Here is a 20,275-nt window from a genome sequence, read left to right as displayed (position 1 = left end):
ACCAATCTATGATATAAATAGCGCTTAAAATAATAAAAGGGATGATCATGACCAGCATTTTGCGACATTTTGCCATTAGTGCAGTTTCTTTAGCCATGATAAGCGGCTGTGCGGCCACTGTCGATTCGGCACCAACAACAACGGTTTCAGCCACCCAAATTTCCGTACCACTCGCGTCTCCGCCTAAGGCTGAACAAGCGTTAACGCTTAATCAAATTATGGCTAATCCAGATTGGATGGGAGTCTTTGCTCGAGGTGCTTATTGGAGCGATGACAGCCAGTCTGTCTACTTTAGCCGCCAGGCGCATCAAGCACCGACACGTGATTATTATCAGCAAAGTATTAATGCCTCAACCGCGGAGCAACTTGAACTGTCTCAGTTACACTTAGCCGATCAGCGAAATGGCGTTATCAATACAACCAAAACTAAAAAAGCCTATATTTATCAAGGTAATATTTTTGTAAAAGATTTGCAAAGTGGTGATATTAGCCAGCTTACTCGTCAAAATGATGCCATTAATGGCGTGCGTTTTTTGAATAACGGTGATTTGGCATACTGGCAAGGTAATAATATTTTCCGCTTGCACCAAGTCTCAGGCATGGTTGAGCAAATTGCAGCCATTCAAATGGCCAATGAACCACAAAAAACGCAAGACCCTAGCAGTTATATTGCCAAACAGCAGCACAGATTGACCGAGTACGTTACTTTGCAGCATAACAATGACAAATCACGTGAACAATACCGTGAATCATTGGCTAAAGCTGACCCGACATTTTCAGCCCAACCTTGGTATTTAGGCGACAGCGAAATTATCTCAGAAATGAGCCTGTCGCCTGATGGCCGTTATGTGATATTGGCACTCACCGACAAAAATTATACCTGGCGAGCAGAACACGACATCATGCCAAACTACCTTGGTAAAGATGGTTATATTGATGCTGTGCCTGCTCGTGCTCGAGTGGCTGAAGATGCTTTCCCGGGGCAACGCCTAGTGTTGCTTGATTTAACCGAGCACACTAAAAAAGACATCACAATCGAAGGGCTAAAGGGCTTTGATGAAGATGTATTAGCCAGTGTAAAAGCTGAAAATGCCAAAGCTCTGGGCGATAACTATAAAAGCGCAAAAGCACCACGATTAATCCAACTCATGCAAGACTGGGAGTGGAGCCAAAGTGCGATGCAATGGCGAGATACTGATAATCAGTTGATAGTCATGCTTGAGGCGGTTGACAACAAAGACCGTTGGATCGCACGGGTAGATTTACAAAAGGGTAAGCTGATTACCGAGCATCGTCTTCATGACGATGCTTGGGTTAATTATAACTACAATCAATTTGGTTGGATAACGGGCACTGACTCATTTTACTATTTGTCAGAAGAGTCAGGCTTTTCACACCTCTATATTAAAACGTTAGCAGGCCAAGTCCGCGCACTGACCAGCGGAAAATTTGTTGTTGATAACGTAACCTTATCTCCTGATGGGCAGTATTTATATTACCGTGCAAACAAAGATCATCCTGGCAGTTACAATGTTTATCGAGTCGAAGTTGCGACAGGCAAAAATGAGCAATTAACCCAATGGTTTGGCACGTTAGATTACAGTTTAAGCCCTGATGGCAAGGCGTTATTGTTAACCGCATCGGCAGCGACTCACCCTGATGAGCTTTATGTTCAGGCCATTGGCGGTGAAATTAAGCAGCTGACTGATTACACAAGCAATGATTTTAAGCAATACCCTTGGCAAGCGCCGCAAGTCGTCGCCGTGCCCTCAAATCATGGCGTAGGCCAGGTTTATGCTAGAGTGTATTTACCGCAAGGTTATGATGCTAAGCAAGCTGATAAATACCCCGCAGTGGTGTTTAACCATGGTGCCGGCTATTTGCAAAATGCCCATTACGGTTTTTCAGGTTACTTCCGTGAGTTTATGTTCCATAACTTATTAACACAGCAAGGTTATGTCGTGATGGACATGGACTATCGTGGTTCTAAAGGTTATGGGCGTGACTGGCGCACTGCGGTTTACCGCAATATGGGCCACCCAGAAGTTGAAGATTTAAAAGATGGTGTGGCCTGGATGGCAACAAATGCACACGTTGATCCCCAACGGGTAGGAACTTACGGTGGCTCTTATGGTGGCTTCTTAACCTTTATGGCATTATTTAATGAGCCAGAATTATTCCAAGCTGGCGCAGCGTTACGTCCTGTAACTGACTGGGCTCACTATAATGCACCTTATACAGCCAATATCCTCAACACGCCAGATGTCGACCCTATTGCTTATGAGCGTAGCTCCCCGATAGAACACGCTCAAGGTTTACAAAAGCCGTTGTTGATTATGAGTGGCGTGTTAGATGACAACGTGTTTTTTCAAGACAGTGTGCGCATGGTGCAACGGTTAATTGAACTTGAGAAGCCGATGTTTGAAACGGCTATTTATCCGGTAGAACCTCACGGTTTTGTGCAGCCGTCAAGCTGGTTAGATGAATACCGTCGTATTTATAAACTTTTTGAAGAAGAGTTAAAATAATGTCTCTAGCTCCAAATTATTAAATAAATACGTATTAAGGCTTTCTTTGGAGAGCCTTAATTTTTATGATTAACTCAAAGTAGTAATCAAGGAAAGTGTTGAGTGGCAATATCTGTAGCCGGTGGCGTTAGGCCCGGAAAAGTCATTGAAATTGAACGTCGCCTCTACAATCAAATTATTGTGGGTAAGCAGCCTGTGAGTTCAATGCTCGATGAGTTAAATACTGAGATTGAAGAAAGTGCTAATAAACTTGATATTGAGCGTAAAGCGTTAAAACTGCGTATTGAAAAACAAGTTAAAGAACGTCAAATCTATCTTGAGGTATCAACTCATTTAACCCAGACCGTTAAAAATACGTTTGAAGACCAACTGACATTACCTCAGACGATTATTGACTCATCTGGGATTAACGAAAGTCAGATATTGTTGTTAGATTTACTCTTAAGTTCAGATTTAAACTTAAACCGTTTAAGACCCATCATTGAAGATAATAGCTGGCTATGCCGTGATTTAATCAACTTAATCAATAGTCCGTCATCGCGCCACCGAAGACCCAAAAACGGTGATGTGCAAGTTACCGATATCAAATTAGTGTTAAATTATATTGGTTTAGAAAATCTGCGGTTGCTGATCCCATACTTTTGTCTGCGTAATTGGTTACCTTCTGGTAATACGAATTTACTGTGGATAACACGTAAGTTATGGCGCTATAGCATCATGAGTGCCATCGCCGCGCAAGCCTTAGCCCAGCTTCACAATAAAGAACCCAGCTTAACGTATACTTGTTCGTTAATGTATCAGTTTGCTACCTCAATTATGCTGACCCAAAGCGGGCGAATTTTTGATAAAACTTGGGGGACCTGGCTGCGTGAGGCCAGTCAAAGTCGAGATAAACAAGTGTATGATGCCATTATGGCAACGGAGTTTCCTGCTGAAGCCATTTTCAATCAGGTGATGTTGCATGGGCATACATTGAATTGGCAATTGCTGAATTTGCTCAAGTTTGAAGATTCTAACATCACACTTGTGCTTAAAGAGCTTGATCAAGATTATCACTTTACTGAGCTTTCGCCTGAGGCCGCCATTGTTGCCAAGGCCAGTTGTTATGCCAAAGTGCTACTATTAGAAGAACAACAACTTATCGACCCACAAGAAAAACGTATAATGTTTGATTATTACGAGTTTTCTGCTCAAGAATTGTTGCGATTGAAAGCGCAAAATTTTCGTAAACTCGATTTGTTGTAAAGCAATTTTTATCATTAAAATACCAAATGTTAAAATTGTGTAGTTATTCACTTTTGGTGAATAGCTACACAAAATCTATTCAAATAACTTTTTTTATGACTATTTATGCTTGTTAGCCCCCCAATAAACGCTTTGTTTAGTCATTATTTTCAATCTTTATGCAGAACTGTATGGTGCCCTGCAGAAGTTAGCTGTACAGAACTGGTATTTTGATCACAATTTCGCTAATAATGTCCCATAAATAACACAAGCTTCCGCCGATGCACTTACAGAATATAAAGCAAACCGCGGAAACAGCGGCTTTCAAGCCGCCAACAACCTGAAGGATGAAATGCAATGAGTCTTGAAATGAATCTAACCCGTGCCCAATTCGATGAAGTCATGGTGCCTAATTATGCGCCTGCTGCTGTTATTCCTGTGCGCGGTGAAGGTAGTCGAGTGTGGGATCAACAAGGTAAAGAATTCATCGATTTTGCCGGTGGTATTGCAGTTAATTGTTTAGGTCATTGCCACCCAGCATTAGTGTCTGCATTAAAAGAGCAGGGCGAAAAGCTATGGCACTTATCAAACGTAATGACGAATGAGCCTGCACTTGAGCTTGCAACTAAATTAGTTAATTCAACATTTGCCGAACGTGTTTATTTTGCTAACTCTGGTGCAGAAGCTAACGAAGCTGCGCTCAAATTAGCCCGTCGCTATGCGCTCGACAACCATGGTGCTGACAAAGATCAAATCATTGCCTTTGATAAAGCCTTTCACGGTCGTACCTTCTTTACAGTAACCGTTGGCGGACAAGCTGCCTATTCTGATGGTTTTGGTCCTAAGCCACAGAGTATTACTCACGTCCCATTTAATGATATTGCCGCTTTAGAAGCCGTTATTTCAGATAAGACCTGTGCAATCATGCTTGAACCGCTTCAAGGTGAAGGCGGGATTATTAATGGCGACCCAGAATTCCTAAAAGCGGTTCGTCGTTTAGCAGACAAACACGATGCGCTGGTTATTTTTGATGAAGTGCAAACAGGTGTTGGCCGTACTGGTGAGCTATTTGCTTATATGGGTACCGACATCGTACCTGATATTTTAACCAGTGCTAAAGCCTTAGGTGGCGGCTTCCCCATTGCGGCAATGTTAACGACGGCCAAAATTGCTGCTCACCTGAAGGTTGGTACACATGGTTCTACTTATGGCGGTAACCCATTGGCTTGTGCTATTGGCAATGCTGTTATGGATGTTGTTAATACCAAAGAAGTATTAGATGGTGTTAAACACCGTGAGCAGTTATTCCGCGATGGTTTAGCGGCAATTAATGCTAAGTACAACGTCTTTAGTGAAGTACGCGGTAAAGGCTTGCTGCTCGGTGCGGTATTAAACGAAAAATACGAAGGCCGTAGCCGCGAGTTTTTAGTTGCCGCTGTTGCAGAAGGGCTAATGAGTCTAATTGCAGGCGCTAATGTAGTACGTTTTGCTCCATCATTGGTGATCCCAGAAGCTGATATTGCTGAAGGCTTAGCGCGTTTTGAACGTGCTGTTGCAAAAGTAGTAGCTGGTTAATGAACAACTGAGTGTTAGCCTGGCTAACACTCAGTTGTTTGGGTTCGTCATAATGGCTTGCTGCGTTGGTAGTAAAACTGCCTGCGCAAAAAGCTAGTGGCGCAATGAGGAGATTAAGATGTTAATCATACGTCCTATCCGTGCTAGTGATTACGATGCACTTTATAGTATCGCAGTTGAGTCAGGCCACGGTTTCACATCTTTACCAGTAAATGAAGAATTACTGCGTTCAAAGATCGCTAGGGCAGAAGCATCTTTCACTAAGCAAATTGATAAGCCTTTTGATGAAGGCTATTTAATGGTGCTTGAAGACACTAAAACCAATGAAGTTGTTGGTACTTGTGGTGTTGAAGCTGCCGTCGGTATGCAAGATGCTTTCTATCATTACCGTTTAGGTACAGAGGTTTACCATTCTTCACAAATCTCTGTGCGGAATGAAGTTGAAACACTCACTTTATGCCATGACTATACTGGCGCGGCAGAAGTCTGCACCTTGTTTTTAAAAGATGCCTATCGTAAAGGCAATAATGGTCGCATGTTGTCGCGTTCGCGTTTTTTGTTATTGGCTCAGCATCCACAACGTTTTGGCGAAACTGTCATTGCAGAAATGCGCGGCGTAAGTGATGACCATGGCGATTCGCCGTTTTACGAATGGCTACAACATCACTTTTTAGGCATTGATTTTGTTGAAGCCGATTATTTGTCTGGTTTAGGCAAAAAAGCGTTTATGGCTGAAATGATGCCGCGTAACCCAGTGTATGTTTGCCTGTTACCAAAAAAGGCACAAAAAGTGATTGGTGAAGTTCATAAAAACACCAAGCCAGCACTGCGTTTATTACAAGCCGAAGGCTTTAAATTCCGTAATTACGTCGATATTTTTGATGGTGGTCCAACCGTTGAGTGTGCCTTGAGCGACATCCGCTCGGTTAAAAAAAGCCGCTTACTCACCGTGTCGATTGGCAAAATGCCACACGCAGATCAGCATTTTATTTTTTCCAACACATCGCTGGCTGATTATCGTGCATCAGCAGCCAAACTGTTGGTCTCTGATGAACACGATAATGTTGTGCTTAGCCCTGAAATTGCTGCCGGTTTACTGGTTAGCGATGGCGAACAAATTCGTGTTTTAGCAATGTAGGAGCAAAAAATGACACAATATATTCAAGGTCAGTGGTTCGCTGGCGAAGGTCATGAAGTTAACTCAACCAACCCAGCAAACGGTGAAGTGATTTGGCAAGGTAAAACAGCCACACCAAACCAGGTTAATGCCGCGGTTGATGCTGCTCGTGCAGCACAGTTTGATTGGTTTATGCTGGGTTATGATGCCCGCCTAGCCATTGTAGAAGCGTATCGTGCACAACTAGAAGCCAATAAAGACGAAATCGCTGAAACAATCGCTCAAGAAACCGGTAAGCCACAATGGGAAACGGCCACTGAAGTGGGTGCCATGATTGGTAAAATTGCTTTGTCTGCCAAAGCGCATGATAAGCGCACAGGAACAGAAACGAACGATTTACCTGCAGGGCGTGCAGTGTTACGTCATAAGCCGCATGGTGTTGTCGCAGTATTTGGTCCATACAACTTCCCAGGGCATTTGCCTAATGGTCACATTGTGCCGGCATTATTGGCTGGTAATACAGTGGTGTTTAAACCGTCAGAGCTCACACCTAAAGTCGCAGAGTTGATGTTGAAATGTTGGGACAAAGCAGGCTTGCCTCAAGGTGTTGTAAACCTGGTTCAAGGTGAAGTTGAAACCGGTAAAGCACTGGCTTCTCACCCGCAAATTGACGGTTTATTTTTTACAGGTAGTTCACGCACTGGGCACATTTTACATCAGCAATATGCTGGTCACCCTGGGAAGATTTTAGCCTTAGAAATGGGCGGTAATAACCCGCTTATCGTTAAAGGTGTTTCCGACACCAAAGCTGCCGTACATGACATTATTCAATCTGCGTATATTTCGTCAGGCCAGCGTTGTACTTGTGCTCGTCGCCTGTACGTTGAGCAGGGGGCGCAAGGTGATGCGTTGATTGCTGAATTGATAAACGCCATCAAGCAAATTAAGGTTGGACCATGGAATGCACAGCCGCAACCATTTATGGGCTCAATGATTTCTGAAACGGCCGCTCGTGGCATGGTTGCTGCACAAGCGACATTGCAATCATTGGGTGGTGTATCACTCATCGAGCTAACTCAGGTTGAAGTTGGCAAAGGGATTGTTACACCAGGGTTAATTGATGTGACCGATATTGAAGAACTGCCAGATGAAGAATACTTTGGTCCCTTATTGCAACTTGTTCGTTACAGCGACTTTGACCAAGCGATTAACTTAGCTAATGCGACTCGTTATGGTTTATCTGCAGGCTTATTAGCAGACAGTCGTGAAGATTACGATTATTTCTTAGCACGTATTCGTGCTGGTATTGTTAATTGGAATAAGCAAATCACTGGTGCATCTGGTGCGGCACCCTTTGGCGGTGTAGGCGCATCGGGTAACCACCGTGCCAGTGCATTCTATGCTGCTGACTACTGTGCTTATCCTGTGGCGTCGATGGAAGCTGATTCTGTCAGCCTACCTGCGACGTTAAGCCCTGGTTTATCCATTTAAGTTGATAAACTCATCGCATGTCCGTGCTGGTGATGTTTATGATATCACCAGCCTTATTATAAGGATTTAACCATGCATACAGACGTAAATGCTTTATTTGCCGAGCTATGGCAAGACTACATAAAGATGACACCCTCTGCAGCGAAAATTCATCAATTACTTGGCCAGGGTGCTGCGATCATTAATGATCATATTGCGCTGCGTACGTTTAATATCGCCAAAGTTAATCTCAGCGTGCTAGCTGAGCATTTCACATCGATTGGCTATGTTGATAGTGGCGATTATAAATTCGAACAAAAAAAGCTTGTTGCTAAGCATTTTGAGCACCCAGACCCTACGCAACCTAAAGTGTTTATTTCTGAGTTGTTAGTAGAAGAATTTAGCCCAGAACTGCAAAAAACCATTCATGGCTTAATTGATCAGGTTGATGTGGTAGCGACCACGGCAGACAACTTTATTTATTCAGGCCGTCATTGGAACTTAGATAAAGCAACGTATCAGGCTTTGCTAGCTGAAAGCGAATACGCGGCTTGGGTTGCTGCATTAGGCTATCGTGCTAACCACTTTACGGTATCGATTAACGATTTACCGCAGTTTGAGCGCATTGAAGATGTTAACCAGGCACTTAAAGATGCCGGCTTTGTCCTTAATGCATCAGGTGGTGAAATTAAAGGCTCGCCAGAAGTGTTGTTAGAGCAGTCATCTACCATGGCCGATAAAGTCGTGGTTAATTTTACAGACGGCGATGCAGAGATCCCGAGTTGCTTTTACGAGTTTGCGCGTCGTTATCCTATGGATAATGGCAAATTGTACACGGGTTTTGTGGCGGCCTCTGCCGACAAAATTTTTGAAAGCACTAATGCAATGATGTAAATAGCGCGGTTAAATATCGATGTTTAATATAGGCTTAATTGAGACAGTCAGTTAAGCCTTTATTATTGGCTCATCACAATGCTTACTTTAAATCCCTGCAGTGATTCACTGCGGCTAAACTGCAAGTTAAAGCCATATTGATCGCATATTTCTTTAACAATAGACAAGCCCAAACCATGGCCTATGGTGGCTTCATCGAGTCGGGTACCTCTCGCGGTTAAACGAGCCATTTGTGCTTGTTCTACACCGGCCCCGTCGTCTTCAATTTGCAATAAAATCGCTCCATTGATGTCATTTTCAACCTTAACTTGTACTTGGCTATTGGCCCATTTAAAGGCATTGTCGAGTAAATTTCCGAATAACTCCATGCCATCTTCGCGGTGGATGGGAATGCGGCTAATGTGGTCTGGATTGAGCATGTTACAAGAGATGTGACGCTGATGATGAACCTTATGCAAGGTGTTAATTAAGCTGTCAAAATCTTTGGGGAGCGTTAATTGTGCCGCGGGTAACATATCGCCGGTAATGCGCGCTGCAGCCAGTTTTCGTTCAATCATTTTATGCACCAAGTCGAGTTGTTGTTGCATTGCTAGCGCAGCTTCTGGGTGAGATAGCCCCAATGCTTCAACTTGTTGTTGCATAACAGCAAGTGGTGTTTTTAAACCATGGCTTAAATTGCCCAAATTATTACGACTGCGCTCGATTTGCTTTGCGGTGTACTCTAATAATTGATTATAGGTTTCAGCTAGTGGGCGGATTTCTGCAGGGATCTGAGCGATTTCTAATGAGGCTATTTCGCCTTCGCGCAGCTTCGCTAGGGCCCCTTGAATTTGATTAACCGGCTTAAATGATTGACGTAAAATAATGAAAATACCGGCTATCATCGCTAATAGCATGCCAATATTAATTGCCAGTTTAGTACCAAAAATTTCACTAAATACACGACGCCCAATACTGAGATCTTGCGCTACAGTAAGGGTTGCTGTGTTATCACTATCTGGTGCCCCGATACCGATTGATAATAATTGCATATCGTTGTTTTTAGGCCCCTTAGCTTGCCAAACGCGCTTCTCCTGCGCCTCAAGGTTAACGATATGAAGCTCGGCATCCCATAGCGAACGAGAACGAATGGTGTGGTCTGGTAGGTTTAACTGAAAGTAACGTCCAGAATAAGCTGGGCGGTAAAAGCTTGATAGTTGATTTTGGTCTATCACCAGTTCACCATTTTCTAGGCGAGTGGCAATAATAATGTGCTCTAAATCTTCTTCTAAACGATTAATAATCGAGTCATGAAAAGCATCACGTAACATTGACTCAAATAAAAATAGGCCAATCAAGGTAGCAATGATAATTAAACCACTCAGCCATAGGCTGAGCTTAAAGCGGATTGACATCATTCGACTAAACCGTGAAAGATATAACCTTGGCCGCGGCGAGTTTCGATGGTGGTTTTACCTAATTTTTTACGTAAATGTGTCACATATACCTCGACCACATTACTTTCTTTTTCGTCGTCAAATTGATATAGCTTGTCGGTGAGTTGTGATTTAGACAGCAGTTTTTTTGGCGACATTAAAAAGATTTTTAACAGTCTAAATTCCATTGACGTCAGCTCATATTCCTGTTCACCAACAGTGACTTTTTGCTCGTTTTCATCCAGGTTAATGCCACCATAACATAATTGTTTTGATGCTGAATTGGCTCTGCCATGGGCACGATGAATAAGGGCTTGGATGCGAGCTAATAGTTCTTGAGCATGAAATGGTTTACCTAGGTAGTCGTCTGCTCCAGCATTAAAGCCTTCCACTTTTTCATGCCATTGGCTGCGAGCCGTTAACATAATCACTGGCGTATTAACCCCGCGTTCGCGCCACTGGCTTACTAACGAGAGCCCATTACCGTCGGGTAAGCCTATGTCTAAAATGACGCAGTCATAGGTGGTTTCTTTCATCAGGTAGTCAGCTTCGAGTGCTTTGTCTGTTACATCAGTAATATAACCGGCTTGCTTGAGTTGTTTTTCAAGTTCGGCAACGAGTAATGGATTATCTTCAACGAGTAGCAGTTTCATGTTTGGTACATTCGCTCGGTAATTGAGGCAACGGGTTTTGCATGCCATTTACTGCGTCTAGTTGCAGGTTAATGACATGTCCTTGGGCAAGTTTAAATTGTAAATCATAACGCCATTTATTTTGGTGTTGGAACAGTTGTGCATCCACCAATTGACCATCACAATACTGTGCTACCCAAACTAAATAATCATCTAATGGACGTATATTACCAGATGTTACTAACTTTTGGACTTTATCGTGATCGAGAGGGAATTCGTTAACAGGAATATGTTGTTGATTAGCGGTGATGGCCATTAAGCTGTTGATAGTGGCGATGAACAAGATATTCATGTTCGCTCCCAAATAAAAAAGTGGCGTTCAGAGTATGAACACCACTTTAAATATCTTGGCTTAAATCAAGCTGAAGTCGATATGATTAAAACTTAACTAACCTTAGCGAGTACCGTAAACCACGATGGTTTTACCGTGTGCTTGGATTAAGTTTTGTTCTTCAAGCATTTTTAAAATACGGCCAACAGTCTCACGTGAACAACCCACGATTTGACCAATTTCTTGACGGGTGATTTTAATTTGCATGCCGTCAGGATGAGTCATTGCATCGGGTTGTTTTGCAAGGTGCAATAATGTTTGTGCAATGCGACCTGCAACGTCTAAGAAGGCTAAGTCGCCCACTTTTTGACTGGTGCTTTGTAAGCGATACGCCATTTGCGCAGAAAGCTTCATTAAGATTTCTGGGTTAACTTGAATCAATTGCTTAAATTTCTTATACGAAATTTCGGCAATTTCACAAGCTTGTTTGGCGCGGACCCAAGCGGTACGTTCTGCTTGTTCTTCAAATAGACCTAGTTCGCCGATGAAGTCACCTTGGTTAAGGTAAGAAAGGATCATTTCTTTACCTTCTTCATCTTTGATCAATACAGCGACAGAACCTTTAACGATGTAATATAAGGTGTCAGAGTCTTCACCCGCATGGATTAATGTGCTCTTTGCTGGGTATTTATGAATGTGACAATGTGAAAGAAACCATTCTAGTGTTGGGTCAGGTTTTGGCTTACCAATCAGAGCCATACGATGTTCCTCGATTGATTAAAAATGAAAGTAAGTAATATCTAATTAAGCATTTTACACTATTAGTGTTGTAAAAACCTTGATAGAGATCGTATTTAGAAATGTCAGTAGTGTATATTAACTTGTTAAACAATTGATTAATTTTCTTTTGTTTGTGATCAACGTCAGCTTTTTATTTTATTTGCCTTATCTTATTCTATTCAGCGGATTGTTCAAGTCTATTGAATTATTTGCTTCAAGCATAGTCTATTGAATTGATTAAGCGAGTTAGATACTGTTATTCATATTACCCATTGTTGTAGAGGTGTGCGTGAAAAAATTGAGCCAAATAGGGACTGCAGCATGCCTACTGGCGTTTAGCGCAGTGAGCTTACCGACTCAAGCATTCTATGTTCCGCCGACTGCGGAGTCTCAGGCTGCCAGTAAATTGGTGCATATTCAAATTAAAGCCAAGCAAGGTGATGCTGACGCGCAATTTTTATTGGGATTAATGTACCTTTCTGGGCGATTTGTGAGCCAAGATGCCGAAGCAGGGTTAACCTGGGCTACCCAGGCGGCAGCGCAAAATCATATCAAAGCTCAGCAAACGGTGGCTGATTTAGCGTTTGAGGGTAAATTATTTCCACGTGACTTAGCGTTAGCCGAGAAGTGGTATTTATCCATGGCTGAGCAAGGGGATAAATGGGCGCATTTCCGTTTAGGGTTTATTTATTCGGCTGGCGGTGATGGCGTGATACGCAATTGTGGTAAGGCAATGGGACAATTTAATGCCGCCGGTGATGCGATATCGCTAGGAAATGTGGCTTGGATTTTGGCGACATGTCCTGAAGCTGAATACCGTGACGGTTCGCGAGCAATATCGATGTCACTAAAACTGCTAGAAAAGAATCAAAATGATCCTACGGTATTAGATAATTTAGCTGCAGGGTATGCCGAAATCGGCGACTTTAATGCCGCTATAGACACTCAGAAAAAGGCGATTGATGCGCTTAAAAATAACCCTGAAATTGCCCGCAGTGATGAATTCATTTTGCGCTTAAAGCAATATCAAAATAACCAAGCTTATCGAGAAATCATTCCGTTGATGTAATCATTGATGCCTGTAGGTTTGCGTACAGCAAGAGAAAAAAGAACGCGAGGTCATGTCAATTCGCTGATGTGCTTAACACGCTAACAGAAAAAGGGGGAATTAGCGCCCAAGCACATCAACTGCCGTTATTTCGCTTGAAATCAACGATAAGTCAATTTTAGTGCGACTCACTTAAAACAAGCTTAATCGGGCTTGATATCATTGATGTTTTGCAATTCTATCCGTTTATCTAATAAGTCTTTAATTAATGGCGTTAAGATCAATTCCATTGCCAGTGACATTTTGCCACCTGGTACCACTAAGGTATTCACTCGCGACATAAACGAGCCTTGGATCATATTAAGATAATATGGGAAATCAACGTTATTTATGCCACGAAAACGGATCACCACAAAACTTTCATCTAAGCTTGGGATGTCTTTAGCGCTGAAGGGGTTTGAGGTATCAACGGTTGGGACTCGTTGGAAATTGATGTGAGTACGTGAGAATTGTGGCGTCATGTGATTAATATAATCATCCATACTCCGTACAATCGATCCCATGACTTTTTCACGACTGTGCCCACGCTCGGTGGTGTCTCGAATAATTTTTTGAATCCATTCCAAGTTAACAATCGGCACCATACCAATCAATAGGTCGACATGTTTTGCTACGTCGGCATCATCAGTTACCACTCCGCCATGTAGTCCTTCGTAATACAACATGTCGGTGTTTTCTGGGAGATCACGCCATTGAGTGAAAGTGCCTGGCATTTGGTTAAAAGGTACCGCTTCATCAAAGGTATGCAAGTAACTCCGGGTCTGACCGTTGCCGGTTTCGCCGTAGCTAATAAAGCATTCTTCGAGTTTTTTGAAGTTGTTGGCTTCAGGGCCAAAATAACTGATATTACGATTCTCAGCTTGCGACTTACGGATTAATACTTCCATTTCTGCGCGAGTGAAATGATGAAAACTGTCGCCTTCAACAAATGCTGCGTTAATACCTAACTGCCTAAATATGTGGGTAAAGGCTGTGGTTGTAGTGGTTGTGCCAGCACCAGATGAACCGGTTACAGCAATAATAGGGTGTTTTGCTGACATATTGTTTGCCTACGTTTGTGATTCACCAAAGAAAATCGAGTCACTAGTTATACGGTAATCATCACCTGTGGGTCAATTCTACAGCTGATAATACGAGTAATATTCATATTTATATAAAAAATATGCTTAATCATGCACTCTGATCATACGCTTTCGCTGAAATATGCTCTCGTTGACGGATCGCAATAGATTCATCGTCCTCGCTATACTCTACCACTAACTCGCCTTTTTTTAATGCCAGCTTGCAGCGTTCAGTGGCTTGAGTCAGTTGCTGCTCGTCCACATCACTAAAGCTGCCATCTTCAAGCTGCGACAGTAAATATTCTTTTATCATTGCTTGCAGTGTGGCTTGGGGTAATGATAATAACGCGTCGTATGGCACCAGCATGGTTATTCCTTGTGTGCTTCTTGGGTCATGTGTTTCGCAAATGGATTATCGTTACTGGTTATTAAAAAGTTGATAATCCGATCTTCTAAATAGAATTTCGGTTTCCAGGGCCAACCACCTTCCACAAAACCAACATGTCCACCAAATTGATGTAGCTCATATTCTACCATGGGCGATAATTGATCTTTGCTTGGGATCACATCGTCAGTCATAAACGGATCATCTTGAGCATGGATAATTAACGTCGGCTTGGTGATATGTTTTAAGTAGTTAATTCCACTTGATTTTTGATAATAGTCATTGGCTCCCGAAAACCCGTGTAAAGGCGCTGTCACTTTGTCATCAAACAGGTAAAATGTATTGAGCATTTTAAGTTGCTTTTTGGTAATGGGCATTTGCTCAGTGAGATCTGCAGTGTTGATTTTGTCGAGCATTTTACGTTGTAAACGTTTAATTAAAAAGCGCTGATAAACAGTCGAAAATCCACTTTCTAAGCGTTTGGCGCAGGCACCTAGTGTTAGCGGCGCAGACACCACCACCGCTCGGTCAAGTAAACTATGTTGCTGCTGGGTACCTTGGTATTTAGCTAGCACGTTACCACCTAGGCTGTAACCTACAGCGTAAAGTGGCGAATCAGGATAATACTGTTTTAATTGCGACAACGTATACGCTAAGTCGTCAACATCACCACTATGATAACTGCGGGCCAGACGATTGGGTTCACCTGAGCACCCTCGGTGATGATGTACTACCGCTGCGATTTTGGCTTTTTTCGCTTCGATAAGTATTCTGCGTGCATAATGTGACTCTGTGTTACCTTCAAGACCATGAATAATGACTACAATAGGCTCACCGTTTTGAGCTTGTCCTAGCCAATCTAAATCGATGAAATCACCATCAGGCAACTCTTGTCTTTGCCTAAACGTTGCTGGTTTGGCCACTTTGAAAATAAACGGTAAAATCGTTTGTAAATGCGGGCTTGCAGCCCACCATGGCGGAGAGAATAACGGTTTCATAAAGGGATTTTTTCTACAATAGTTTGTGAATATTTAAACGTGTGTTTAAATGTTACTAATGCCACTTTAACATATAAAAATTACTGACAACAATAATGCTAAGGGGAAGTAAATGAAGCGACGTACCTTTATTACCGGTGCTTTTGCAGGGACAGCTGCACTTGCATTAGGCGTAAATCTGTATTCGCCGACATTAACCACCGCTTCCGATGATGTTCATCACCGTGTGCTTTTTAGTGTATTTATTCCTATTTTTCTCGATGGCAGCTTACCTGAGGTAGCCAATCACCGAGAAATGGCTATCAATCGCACACTGGATGCAATCGTGCAGTCGATCGACCATTTACCTCAAGCACAACAAGATGAGTTAATGGAGTTATTAGAGCTGCTTGAAGGGCGCTTTGGCTTGTTGTTACTTAGCGGTAGCATGGCACCATTATTAGGCCGCGAGCCAAAACAGCTTATTGATATGCTTGAGTTTTGGCGTAACAGTTTTCTCGATATGCTCAATACTGCTTATGCAGGCCTGCGTGAGCTGATTATGGCAAGTTATTATGCTTGTCCTGAACATTGGGGTAACTTGCGTTATGCCAAACCGACTTTTTTAGTGAGTCATTTAAACTAACCCCTCGGTGTAAAGGAGTATTCTCGTGGCTATTATTGATCCTATTATCTCTGGGTTAAGTTCAGGTTGGCACCATATTGATGCTAGTACTTTAGAGAAAAACCGTCATTTTGAGGCCGATGTCGTGATTGTGGGCACGGGGGCTGGTGGCGGTACTGCGGCTGAAATTTTATCGCAAGCGGGCCTTAAGGTCATTATGATTGAAGGTGGCGCGCTTAAATCGTCGACGCACTTTGATATGGAGGAGCGCCATGCTTATCCTAATTTATATCAACAGGCTGCAGCATTAAAAACGGCTGATAAAGGCATTGGCATTTTTCAGGGACGCACAGTGGGTGGCTCAACAACCATCAATTGGACAACGTCAATTCGTACCCCTGAACCAACCTTAGATTTTTGGCAACAAGCTAAATCTGTTAAAGGGCTATCGGCCACTGAATTACAGCCTTGGTTTGAAAAGATGGAGCAGCGGCTCAATATAGAACAATGGCAATATGAAGCAAACCGCAATAACGCTGCACTTCGCCAGGGATGTGAGAAGCTCGGTTGGGAATATACCGTGATTAAACGCAACGTCAAAGGTTGTTGGAATACTGGGTATTGTGGCATGGGCTGTCCGGTTAATGCTAAGCAATCTATGTTGTTAACAACAATCCCAAGTGCGTTAGATAACGGTGCGACGTTAATTTCACGGGCCAAAGTTGTTAAACTTGAGCACAAAGGGGACAAGGTTGTTGGGCTCACCGCCCAAGCAATGACCGAAGGGTTTAAACCGACAGCGTTAACCATAACTTTCACTGCCAAACATTATATTTTGAGTGCTGGCGCAATTCACACGCCAACCATTTTAATGCGCTCAAACACCCCAGATCCTCACAAGCAACTCGGTAAAACCTTTTTGCACCCCTCTTTATTATCTGGCGCGATGTTTTCTGAACAAATTAATGGCCATAGTGGTGCGCCACAATCGATTTATTCTGATGAGTTTGTTTGGCAAGACGGTGCCGCAGGCGAATTAGGATACAAGTTAGAAGTTGCGCCAGTGCATCCGGTATTGATAGCCTCTAAAACGATTGGTTATGGGGTAAGCCATGCGCAATTAATGGCAAACTTTAATCAAATGCAGGTGACCATAGCGCTGATCCGTGACGGCTTTAATGAACAAAGCCCTGGTGGACAAGTGCGGTTAACCGATGACAGTTTTGTTGTTGATTATCCGTTAACCGAAGGATTTTGGCGTGGCGCAAAGCGTGCCTTTTTATCAATGGCAGAATTACAATTTGCAGCGGGAGCCAAAAAAGTCCTGCCAATGCATGATGGTCTCAGTTTCTTTGACTCTTGGAATGATGCTAAACAAGGTATTAACCAGCTTGATTTAGGGTTAATCAAAACCATTGTCGCCTCAGCGCATGTGATGGGCGGCTGTGCCATGGGTGAAGATAAAACCCAAGCGATGGTCGACAGTTATGGTCATTCACATTATTTAGAAAACTTGTCTGTGATGGATGGTTCTGTATTTCCGACAAGCCTTGGGGCCAACCCACAGTTATCTATTTATGGTATTGTTGCGCGTAATGCGACTTCGCTAGCGCAAAGGTTAATCCCAAAATAAACGTATGATTTATGGATTAGAGTAAACTGCCATCTAATCCATAAATCCCCAAGTAAGCATTTACATTATTGTTCACTCTTGGGCTCGTTAAAGGTTTGCCCTCTAATATGTGAAGCTTTTGTAATAATAGCTGTTGCGATTTACGTTCCATAATTAATTCAACGTCGAGCATTTTTTGGTATTCATCTTCTGCCAAATGCCTTTTGGCAATACGGCGTAATTTACGGTAAGGCATCAATACTGAATCTTCCCATTTTTCGATAACAGCCAACATGCTTTGCCATTGCTCTGCTGACAACAAAAAGGCTTTTTGATCAAGATATTGTGCCAAGAGTAAGACGTTAACGTTAACCTGATAACTATCTTGCAGTTGGATATAGGCACTTGGGTTTTGGCTGTAAACCTGTTCGCATTGATGCCATAATGCATGAGTGAATATTGGGCGTTTGAGTGTCGTTTGCATGAGATTTCCTAAGGTGTTTAAGGAAAAACAAGGTTATTGTTGAACAGCTTGTTCAATCTCTTCAATTTGTTCTTGCAGCTCGATCCAATTCATTTCGCTTTCGTCCATTTCCTGTGTCAGGCTGGTGCGCTCGTTAAGCACTTGAGTCATTTTGGCTTTATTTGCCGCTTCGTATAAGCTGCCATCGGCCAATTCTGTCTCTAATTCAGCTAATCGTTGTGAAATCTTTTGTTGTTGAGTTTCTAACTTGGCTTGTTGCTTTTTAAGCGGTGAGGTTTTTTGTCTCAGCTCTGCTTCAATGCGCTTTTGTTGCTTTTTATCGATTTGATCGCCTGCGGGCGTTTGTGCCTCGCTCTTATTGTTAGCTTGTGCTGCTTTGGCTGCATCGAGTAACCATTGATGATAATCATCTAAATCGCCTTCAAAAGACTTCACTACACCTTGGTCAACTAAGTAGTAATCACTGCAACTAAGACGTAATAAGTGACGGTCATGGGATACAATCACCATGGCACCTTCAAAACTTTGTAACGCCATGGTTAATGCATGACGCATCTCGAGATCTAAGTGGTTGGTGGGCTCATCGAGTAACAGCAGGTTAGGGCGTTGCCAAACTAACAATGCCAGTACTAGACGCGCTTTTTCGCCACCAGAAAACGGTCTTACTGGGGCTAACGCCATGTCACCGTTAAATCCGAATCCCCCTAAAAAGTTACGTAACTCTTGCTCGCGCGTACTGGCCGGCGCCAAGCGAACTAAGTGCTGTAAGGGTGAATCATCTAAGCTTAAAAACTCAATTTGATGCTGAGCAAAATAACCGATATTTAACCCTGGGTTGGGCTGATACTTACCTGTTTGGGCTTGCAGTTGGCCTGAAAGTAATTTGATCAGCGTTGATTTACCTGCGCCATTTCGACCCAATAAACCGATACGAGCACCAGGCACTAGATTAAGCTGTACTTGTTTTAGGATGGTTTTTTCGCCATAACCAATCGATACTTTATCCATGACTACCAATGGATTAGGCAATGCTTCAGGCTCTCTAAACGCCATTTGAAAAGGATTATCAACCTGTGATGGTAATAACTCTGCCATACGCTCTAGCGCTTTTAAGCGGCTTTGGGCTTGTTTCGCTTTACTGGCTTTGTAACGAAAGCGATCAACAAACGATTGCATGTGTGAACGCTCTTTTTGTTGGCGTTCAAAGGCAACTTGTTGTTGTGCCATGCGTTCAGCACGTACACGTTCAAAAGCGCTGTAATTACCTTTGTAGAAATTTAATTTATGGTTTTCAACATGCACAATTTCATCAACAATGCCATCAATAAAGTCCCGGTCGTGGCTGATAAGAATTAGCGTGCCTTGATACGATTTAATCCAACCTTCAAGCCAGTACATGGTATCTAAGTCTAAGTGGTTGGTTGGCTCATCGAGCAGTAGTAAATCTGAACGACACAACAGAGCTTGAGCTAAGTTAAGGCGCATACGCCAACCACCAGAGAAGCTTTTTACTGGGTGACTTTGTTCTGCTTCACAAAAGCCTAAGCCGGCTAATAATGCCCCAGCTCGTGCGCGAATGGCATAACCGCCAATGGCATCAATTTTTCCGTGGATAAGGGCTATGGCATTGCCGTCGTTGTCATGCTGAGCTTGGTTGAGTTGAGCTTCGAGTTGACGATACTCCACATCGCCATCAAGCACATACTCAAGAGCTGATACATCAAGTGCTGGAGTTTCCTGGGCGACAGTGGCAATTTGCCAGCCAGCAGGTAAGCTAAAGTCGCCTTTATCAAGATGTAAATGGCCCAATATTAATGCAAGCAATGATGATTTACCGGTGCCGTTTGCACCGACCAATCCGACTTTGTGACCAGGGTAGATAGTCAGTGAGGTTTCATCGAGAAGGGTTTTACTGCCGCGAACTAATTGAGCTTGGCTAATGTTGATCATTAATTACAACTTGAATATTTAACAATAGAATAATGGCGTAGATGATATCGCATCTGCAATTTATTTCCCACAATCGCGGGACTCATGTGGGTGAATAAGGCAAAATA

Annotated in this window: 18 protein-coding genes; 9 read left to right on the top strand and 9 right to left on the bottom strand. The window is 42.9% G+C overall.

Translation table 11 applies throughout. The annotated features are described in order from the left end of the window. Positions 1 to 47 precede the first annotated feature (47 nt). The 6 genes from PQR79_RS11670 to PQR79_RS11645 all read left to right on the top strand — a co-directional run bounded on the left by PQR79_RS11670 (position 48) and on the right by PQR79_RS11645 (position 8,808). Positions 48 to 2,528, top strand: a complete 2,481-nt coding sequence (locus PQR79_RS11670) for a S9 family peptidase (protein WP_274408504.1) — start codon at positions 48 to 50, stop codon at positions 2,526 to 2,528. Positions 2,529 to 2,630: 102 nt separating this feature from the next. Beyond that, positions 2,631 to 3,773, top strand: coding sequence for an HDOD domain-containing protein (locus PQR79_RS11665; RefSeq protein WP_238106575.1), 1,143 nt, complete (start codon positions 2,631 to 2,633; stop codon positions 3,771 to 3,773). Positions 3,774 to 4,109: 336 nt separating this feature from the next. Further along, positions 4,110 to 5,327 (top strand): aspartate aminotransferase family protein, encoded by a 1,218-nt coding sequence (locus PQR79_RS11660; RefSeq protein ID WP_238106576.1) that lies wholly within the window; start codon positions 4,110 to 4,112, stop codon positions 5,325 to 5,327. Positions 5,328 to 5,445: 118 nt separating this feature from the next. Further along, positions 5,446 to 6,465 (top strand): arginine N-succinyltransferase, encoded by a 1,020-nt coding sequence (astA, locus tag PQR79_RS11655; protein ID WP_238106577.1) that lies wholly within the window; start codon positions 5,446 to 5,448, stop codon positions 6,463 to 6,465. Between the two features lie 9 nt (positions 6,466 to 6,474). Next, entirely contained in the window at positions 6,475 to 7,935 is a 1,461-nt protein-coding gene (gene astD, locus PQR79_RS11650) for a succinylglutamate-semialdehyde dehydrogenase (protein WP_238106578.1), read from the top strand. A gap of 72 nt (positions 7,936 to 8,007) precedes the next feature. Next, positions 8,008 to 8,808 carry a DUF1338 domain-containing protein gene (locus PQR79_RS11645; protein WP_238106579.1) on the top strand — a complete coding sequence of 267 codons (801 nt, stop codon included), beginning with the start codon at positions 8,008 to 8,010 and terminating at the stop codon, positions 8,806 to 8,808. Between the two features lie 62 nt (positions 8,809 to 8,870). On the opposite strand, the gene PQR79_RS11640 is transcribed toward PQR79_RS11645, so the two are convergent. The 4 genes from PQR79_RS11640 to crp form a co-directional block, all read right to left on the bottom strand. After that, positions 8,871 to 10,205: a sensor histidine kinase gene (locus PQR79_RS11640; RefSeq protein ID WP_238106580.1), complete on the bottom strand. Its 1,335-nt coding sequence runs from the start codon at positions 10,203 to 10,205 to the stop codon at positions 8,871 to 8,873. After that, the gene (locus tag PQR79_RS11635; protein WP_188920281.1) at positions 10,202 to 10,876 is read right to left on the bottom strand and encodes a response regulator transcription factor; all 675 of its coding nucleotides are present in this window, start codon (positions 10,874 to 10,876) and stop codon (positions 10,202 to 10,204) included. The genes PQR79_RS11640 and PQR79_RS11635 overlap by 4 nt, the downstream gene beginning before the upstream one ends. Further along, positions 10,857 to 11,207, bottom strand: coding sequence for a PepSY domain-containing protein (locus PQR79_RS11630; protein WP_238106581.1), 351 nt, complete (start codon positions 11,205 to 11,207; stop codon positions 10,857 to 10,859). The genes PQR79_RS11635 and PQR79_RS11630 overlap by 20 nt, the downstream gene beginning before the upstream one ends. 102 nt (positions 11,208 to 11,309) lie before the next feature. Next, complete coding sequence (gene crp / locus PQR79_RS11625; protein ID WP_130598440.1) at positions 11,310 to 11,945, bottom strand: cAMP-activated global transcriptional regulator CRP; 636 nt, start codon at positions 11,943 to 11,945, stop codon at positions 11,310 to 11,312. A 310-nt stretch (positions 11,946 to 12,255) separates the two neighbouring features. On the opposite strand from crp, the gene PQR79_RS11620 reads away from it, so the two are divergent. Then, positions 12,256 to 13,035 carry a tetratricopeptide repeat protein gene (locus PQR79_RS11620; RefSeq protein WP_372940894.1) on the top strand — a complete coding sequence of 260 codons (780 nt, stop codon included), beginning with the start codon at positions 12,256 to 12,258 and terminating at the stop codon, positions 13,033 to 13,035. Between the two features lie 182 nt (positions 13,036 to 13,217). On the opposite strand, the gene PQR79_RS11615 is transcribed toward PQR79_RS11620, so the two are convergent. From PQR79_RS11615 to PQR79_RS11605, 3 genes are all read right to left on the bottom strand, one after another. Next, positions 13,218 to 14,114, bottom strand: a complete 897-nt coding sequence (locus tag PQR79_RS11615; RefSeq protein WP_238106582.1) for a phosphoribulokinase — start codon at positions 14,112 to 14,114, stop codon at positions 13,218 to 13,220. 130 nt (positions 14,115 to 14,244) lie between these two features. After that, the gene (locus PQR79_RS11610; protein WP_238106583.1) at positions 14,245 to 14,502 is read right to left on the bottom strand and encodes a YheU family protein; all 258 of its coding nucleotides are present in this window, start codon (positions 14,500 to 14,502) and stop codon (positions 14,245 to 14,247) included. 2 nt (positions 14,503 to 14,504) lie between these two features. Then, on the bottom strand, positions 14,505 to 15,518 hold the full coding sequence (locus PQR79_RS11605; protein WP_238106584.1) for a hydrolase: 1,014 nt from the start codon (positions 15,516 to 15,518) through the stop codon (positions 14,505 to 14,507). A 112-nt stretch (positions 15,519 to 15,630) separates the two neighbouring features. Between PQR79_RS11605 and PQR79_RS11600 the strand changes: the two genes are divergently transcribed. Together PQR79_RS11600 and PQR79_RS11595 are read left to right on the top strand one after the other, a co-directional pair. Next, complete coding sequence (locus tag PQR79_RS11600; protein ID WP_238106585.1) at positions 15,631 to 16,143, top strand: TAT leader-containing periplasmic protein; 513 nt, start codon at positions 15,631 to 15,633, stop codon at positions 16,141 to 16,143. A 25-nt stretch (positions 16,144 to 16,168) separates the two neighbouring features. Continuing rightward, positions 16,169 to 17,755: a GMC family oxidoreductase gene (locus PQR79_RS11595; protein WP_238106586.1), complete on the top strand. Its 1,587-nt coding sequence runs from the start codon at positions 16,169 to 16,171 to the stop codon at positions 17,753 to 17,755. A gap of 16 nt (positions 17,756 to 17,771) precedes the next feature. On the opposite strand, the gene PQR79_RS11590 is transcribed toward PQR79_RS11595, so the two are convergent. Both PQR79_RS11590 and PQR79_RS11585 read right to left on the bottom strand, forming a co-directional pair. Then, positions 17,772 to 18,218, bottom strand: coding sequence for a TIGR02444 family protein (locus PQR79_RS11590; RefSeq protein ID WP_238106587.1), 447 nt, complete (start codon positions 18,216 to 18,218; stop codon positions 17,772 to 17,774). Positions 18,219 to 18,251: 33 nt separating this feature from the next. Further along, the gene (locus PQR79_RS11585) at positions 18,252 to 20,168 is read right to left on the bottom strand and encodes an ABC transporter ATP-binding protein (RefSeq protein WP_238106588.1); all 1,917 of its coding nucleotides are present in this window, start codon (positions 20,166 to 20,168) and stop codon (positions 18,252 to 18,254) included. Between the last annotated feature and the right edge of the window lie 107 nt (positions 20,169 to 20,275).

Source organism: Shewanella metallivivens, from assembly GCF_028750675.1.
Taxonomy (GTDB): domain Bacteria; phylum Pseudomonadota; class Gammaproteobacteria; order Enterobacterales; family Shewanellaceae; genus Shewanella; species Shewanella metallivivens.
Note: the sequence above shows the minus strand (reverse complement) of the source record. Positions and strands in the feature narration are given on the sequence as shown.

Excerpts from the sequence above, each read along its gene's own strand:
- PQR79_RS11670 (WP_274408504.1), top strand. The coding sequence starts at position 48 with ATGACCAGCATTTTGCGACATTTTGCCATTAGTGCAGTTTCTTTAGCC.
- PQR79_RS11660 (WP_238106576.1), top strand. The coding sequence starts at position 4,110 with ATGAGTCTTGAAATGAATCTAACCCGTGCCCAATTCGATGAAGTCATG.
- astA (WP_238106577.1), top strand. The coding sequence starts at position 5,446 with ATGTTAATCATACGTCCTATCCGTGCTAGTGATTACGATGCACTTTAT.
- astD (WP_238106578.1), top strand. The coding sequence starts at position 6,475 with ATGACACAATATATTCAAGGTCAGTGGTTCGCTGGCGAAGGTCATGAA.
- PQR79_RS11645 (WP_238106579.1), top strand. The coding sequence starts at position 8,008 with ATGCATACAGACGTAAATGCTTTATTTGCCGAGCTATGGCAAGACTAC.
- PQR79_RS11640 (WP_238106580.1), bottom strand. The coding sequence starts at position 10,205 with ATGATGTCAATCCGCTTTAAGCTCAGCCTATGGCTGAGTGGTTTAATT.
- PQR79_RS11635 (WP_188920281.1), bottom strand. The coding sequence starts at position 10,876 with ATGAAACTGCTACTCGTTGAAGATAATCCATTACTCGTTGCCGAACTT.
- PQR79_RS11630 (WP_238106581.1), bottom strand. The coding sequence starts at position 11,207 with ATGAATATCTTGTTCATCGCCACTATCAACAGCTTAATGGCCATCACC.
- crp (WP_130598440.1), bottom strand. The coding sequence starts at position 11,945 with ATGGCTCTGATTGGTAAGCCAAAACCTGACCCAACACTAGAATGGTTT.
- PQR79_RS11615 (WP_238106582.1), bottom strand. The coding sequence starts at position 14,114 with ATGTCAGCAAAACACCCTATTATTGCTGTAACCGGTTCATCTGGTGCT.
- PQR79_RS11610 (WP_238106583.1), bottom strand. The coding sequence starts at position 14,502 with ATGCTGGTGCCATACGACGCGTTATTATCATTACCCCAAGCCACACTG.
- PQR79_RS11605 (WP_238106584.1), bottom strand. The coding sequence starts at position 15,518 with ATGAAACCGTTATTCTCTCCGCCATGGTGGGCTGCAAGCCCGCATTTA.
- PQR79_RS11600 (WP_238106585.1), top strand. The coding sequence starts at position 15,631 with ATGAAGCGACGTACCTTTATTACCGGTGCTTTTGCAGGGACAGCTGCA.
- PQR79_RS11590 (WP_238106587.1), bottom strand. The coding sequence starts at position 18,218 with ATGCAAACGACACTCAAACGCCCAATATTCACTCATGCATTATGGCAT.
- PQR79_RS11585 (WP_238106588.1), bottom strand. The coding sequence starts at position 20,168 with ATGATCAACATTAGCCAAGCTCAATTAGTTCGCGGCAGTAAAACCCTT.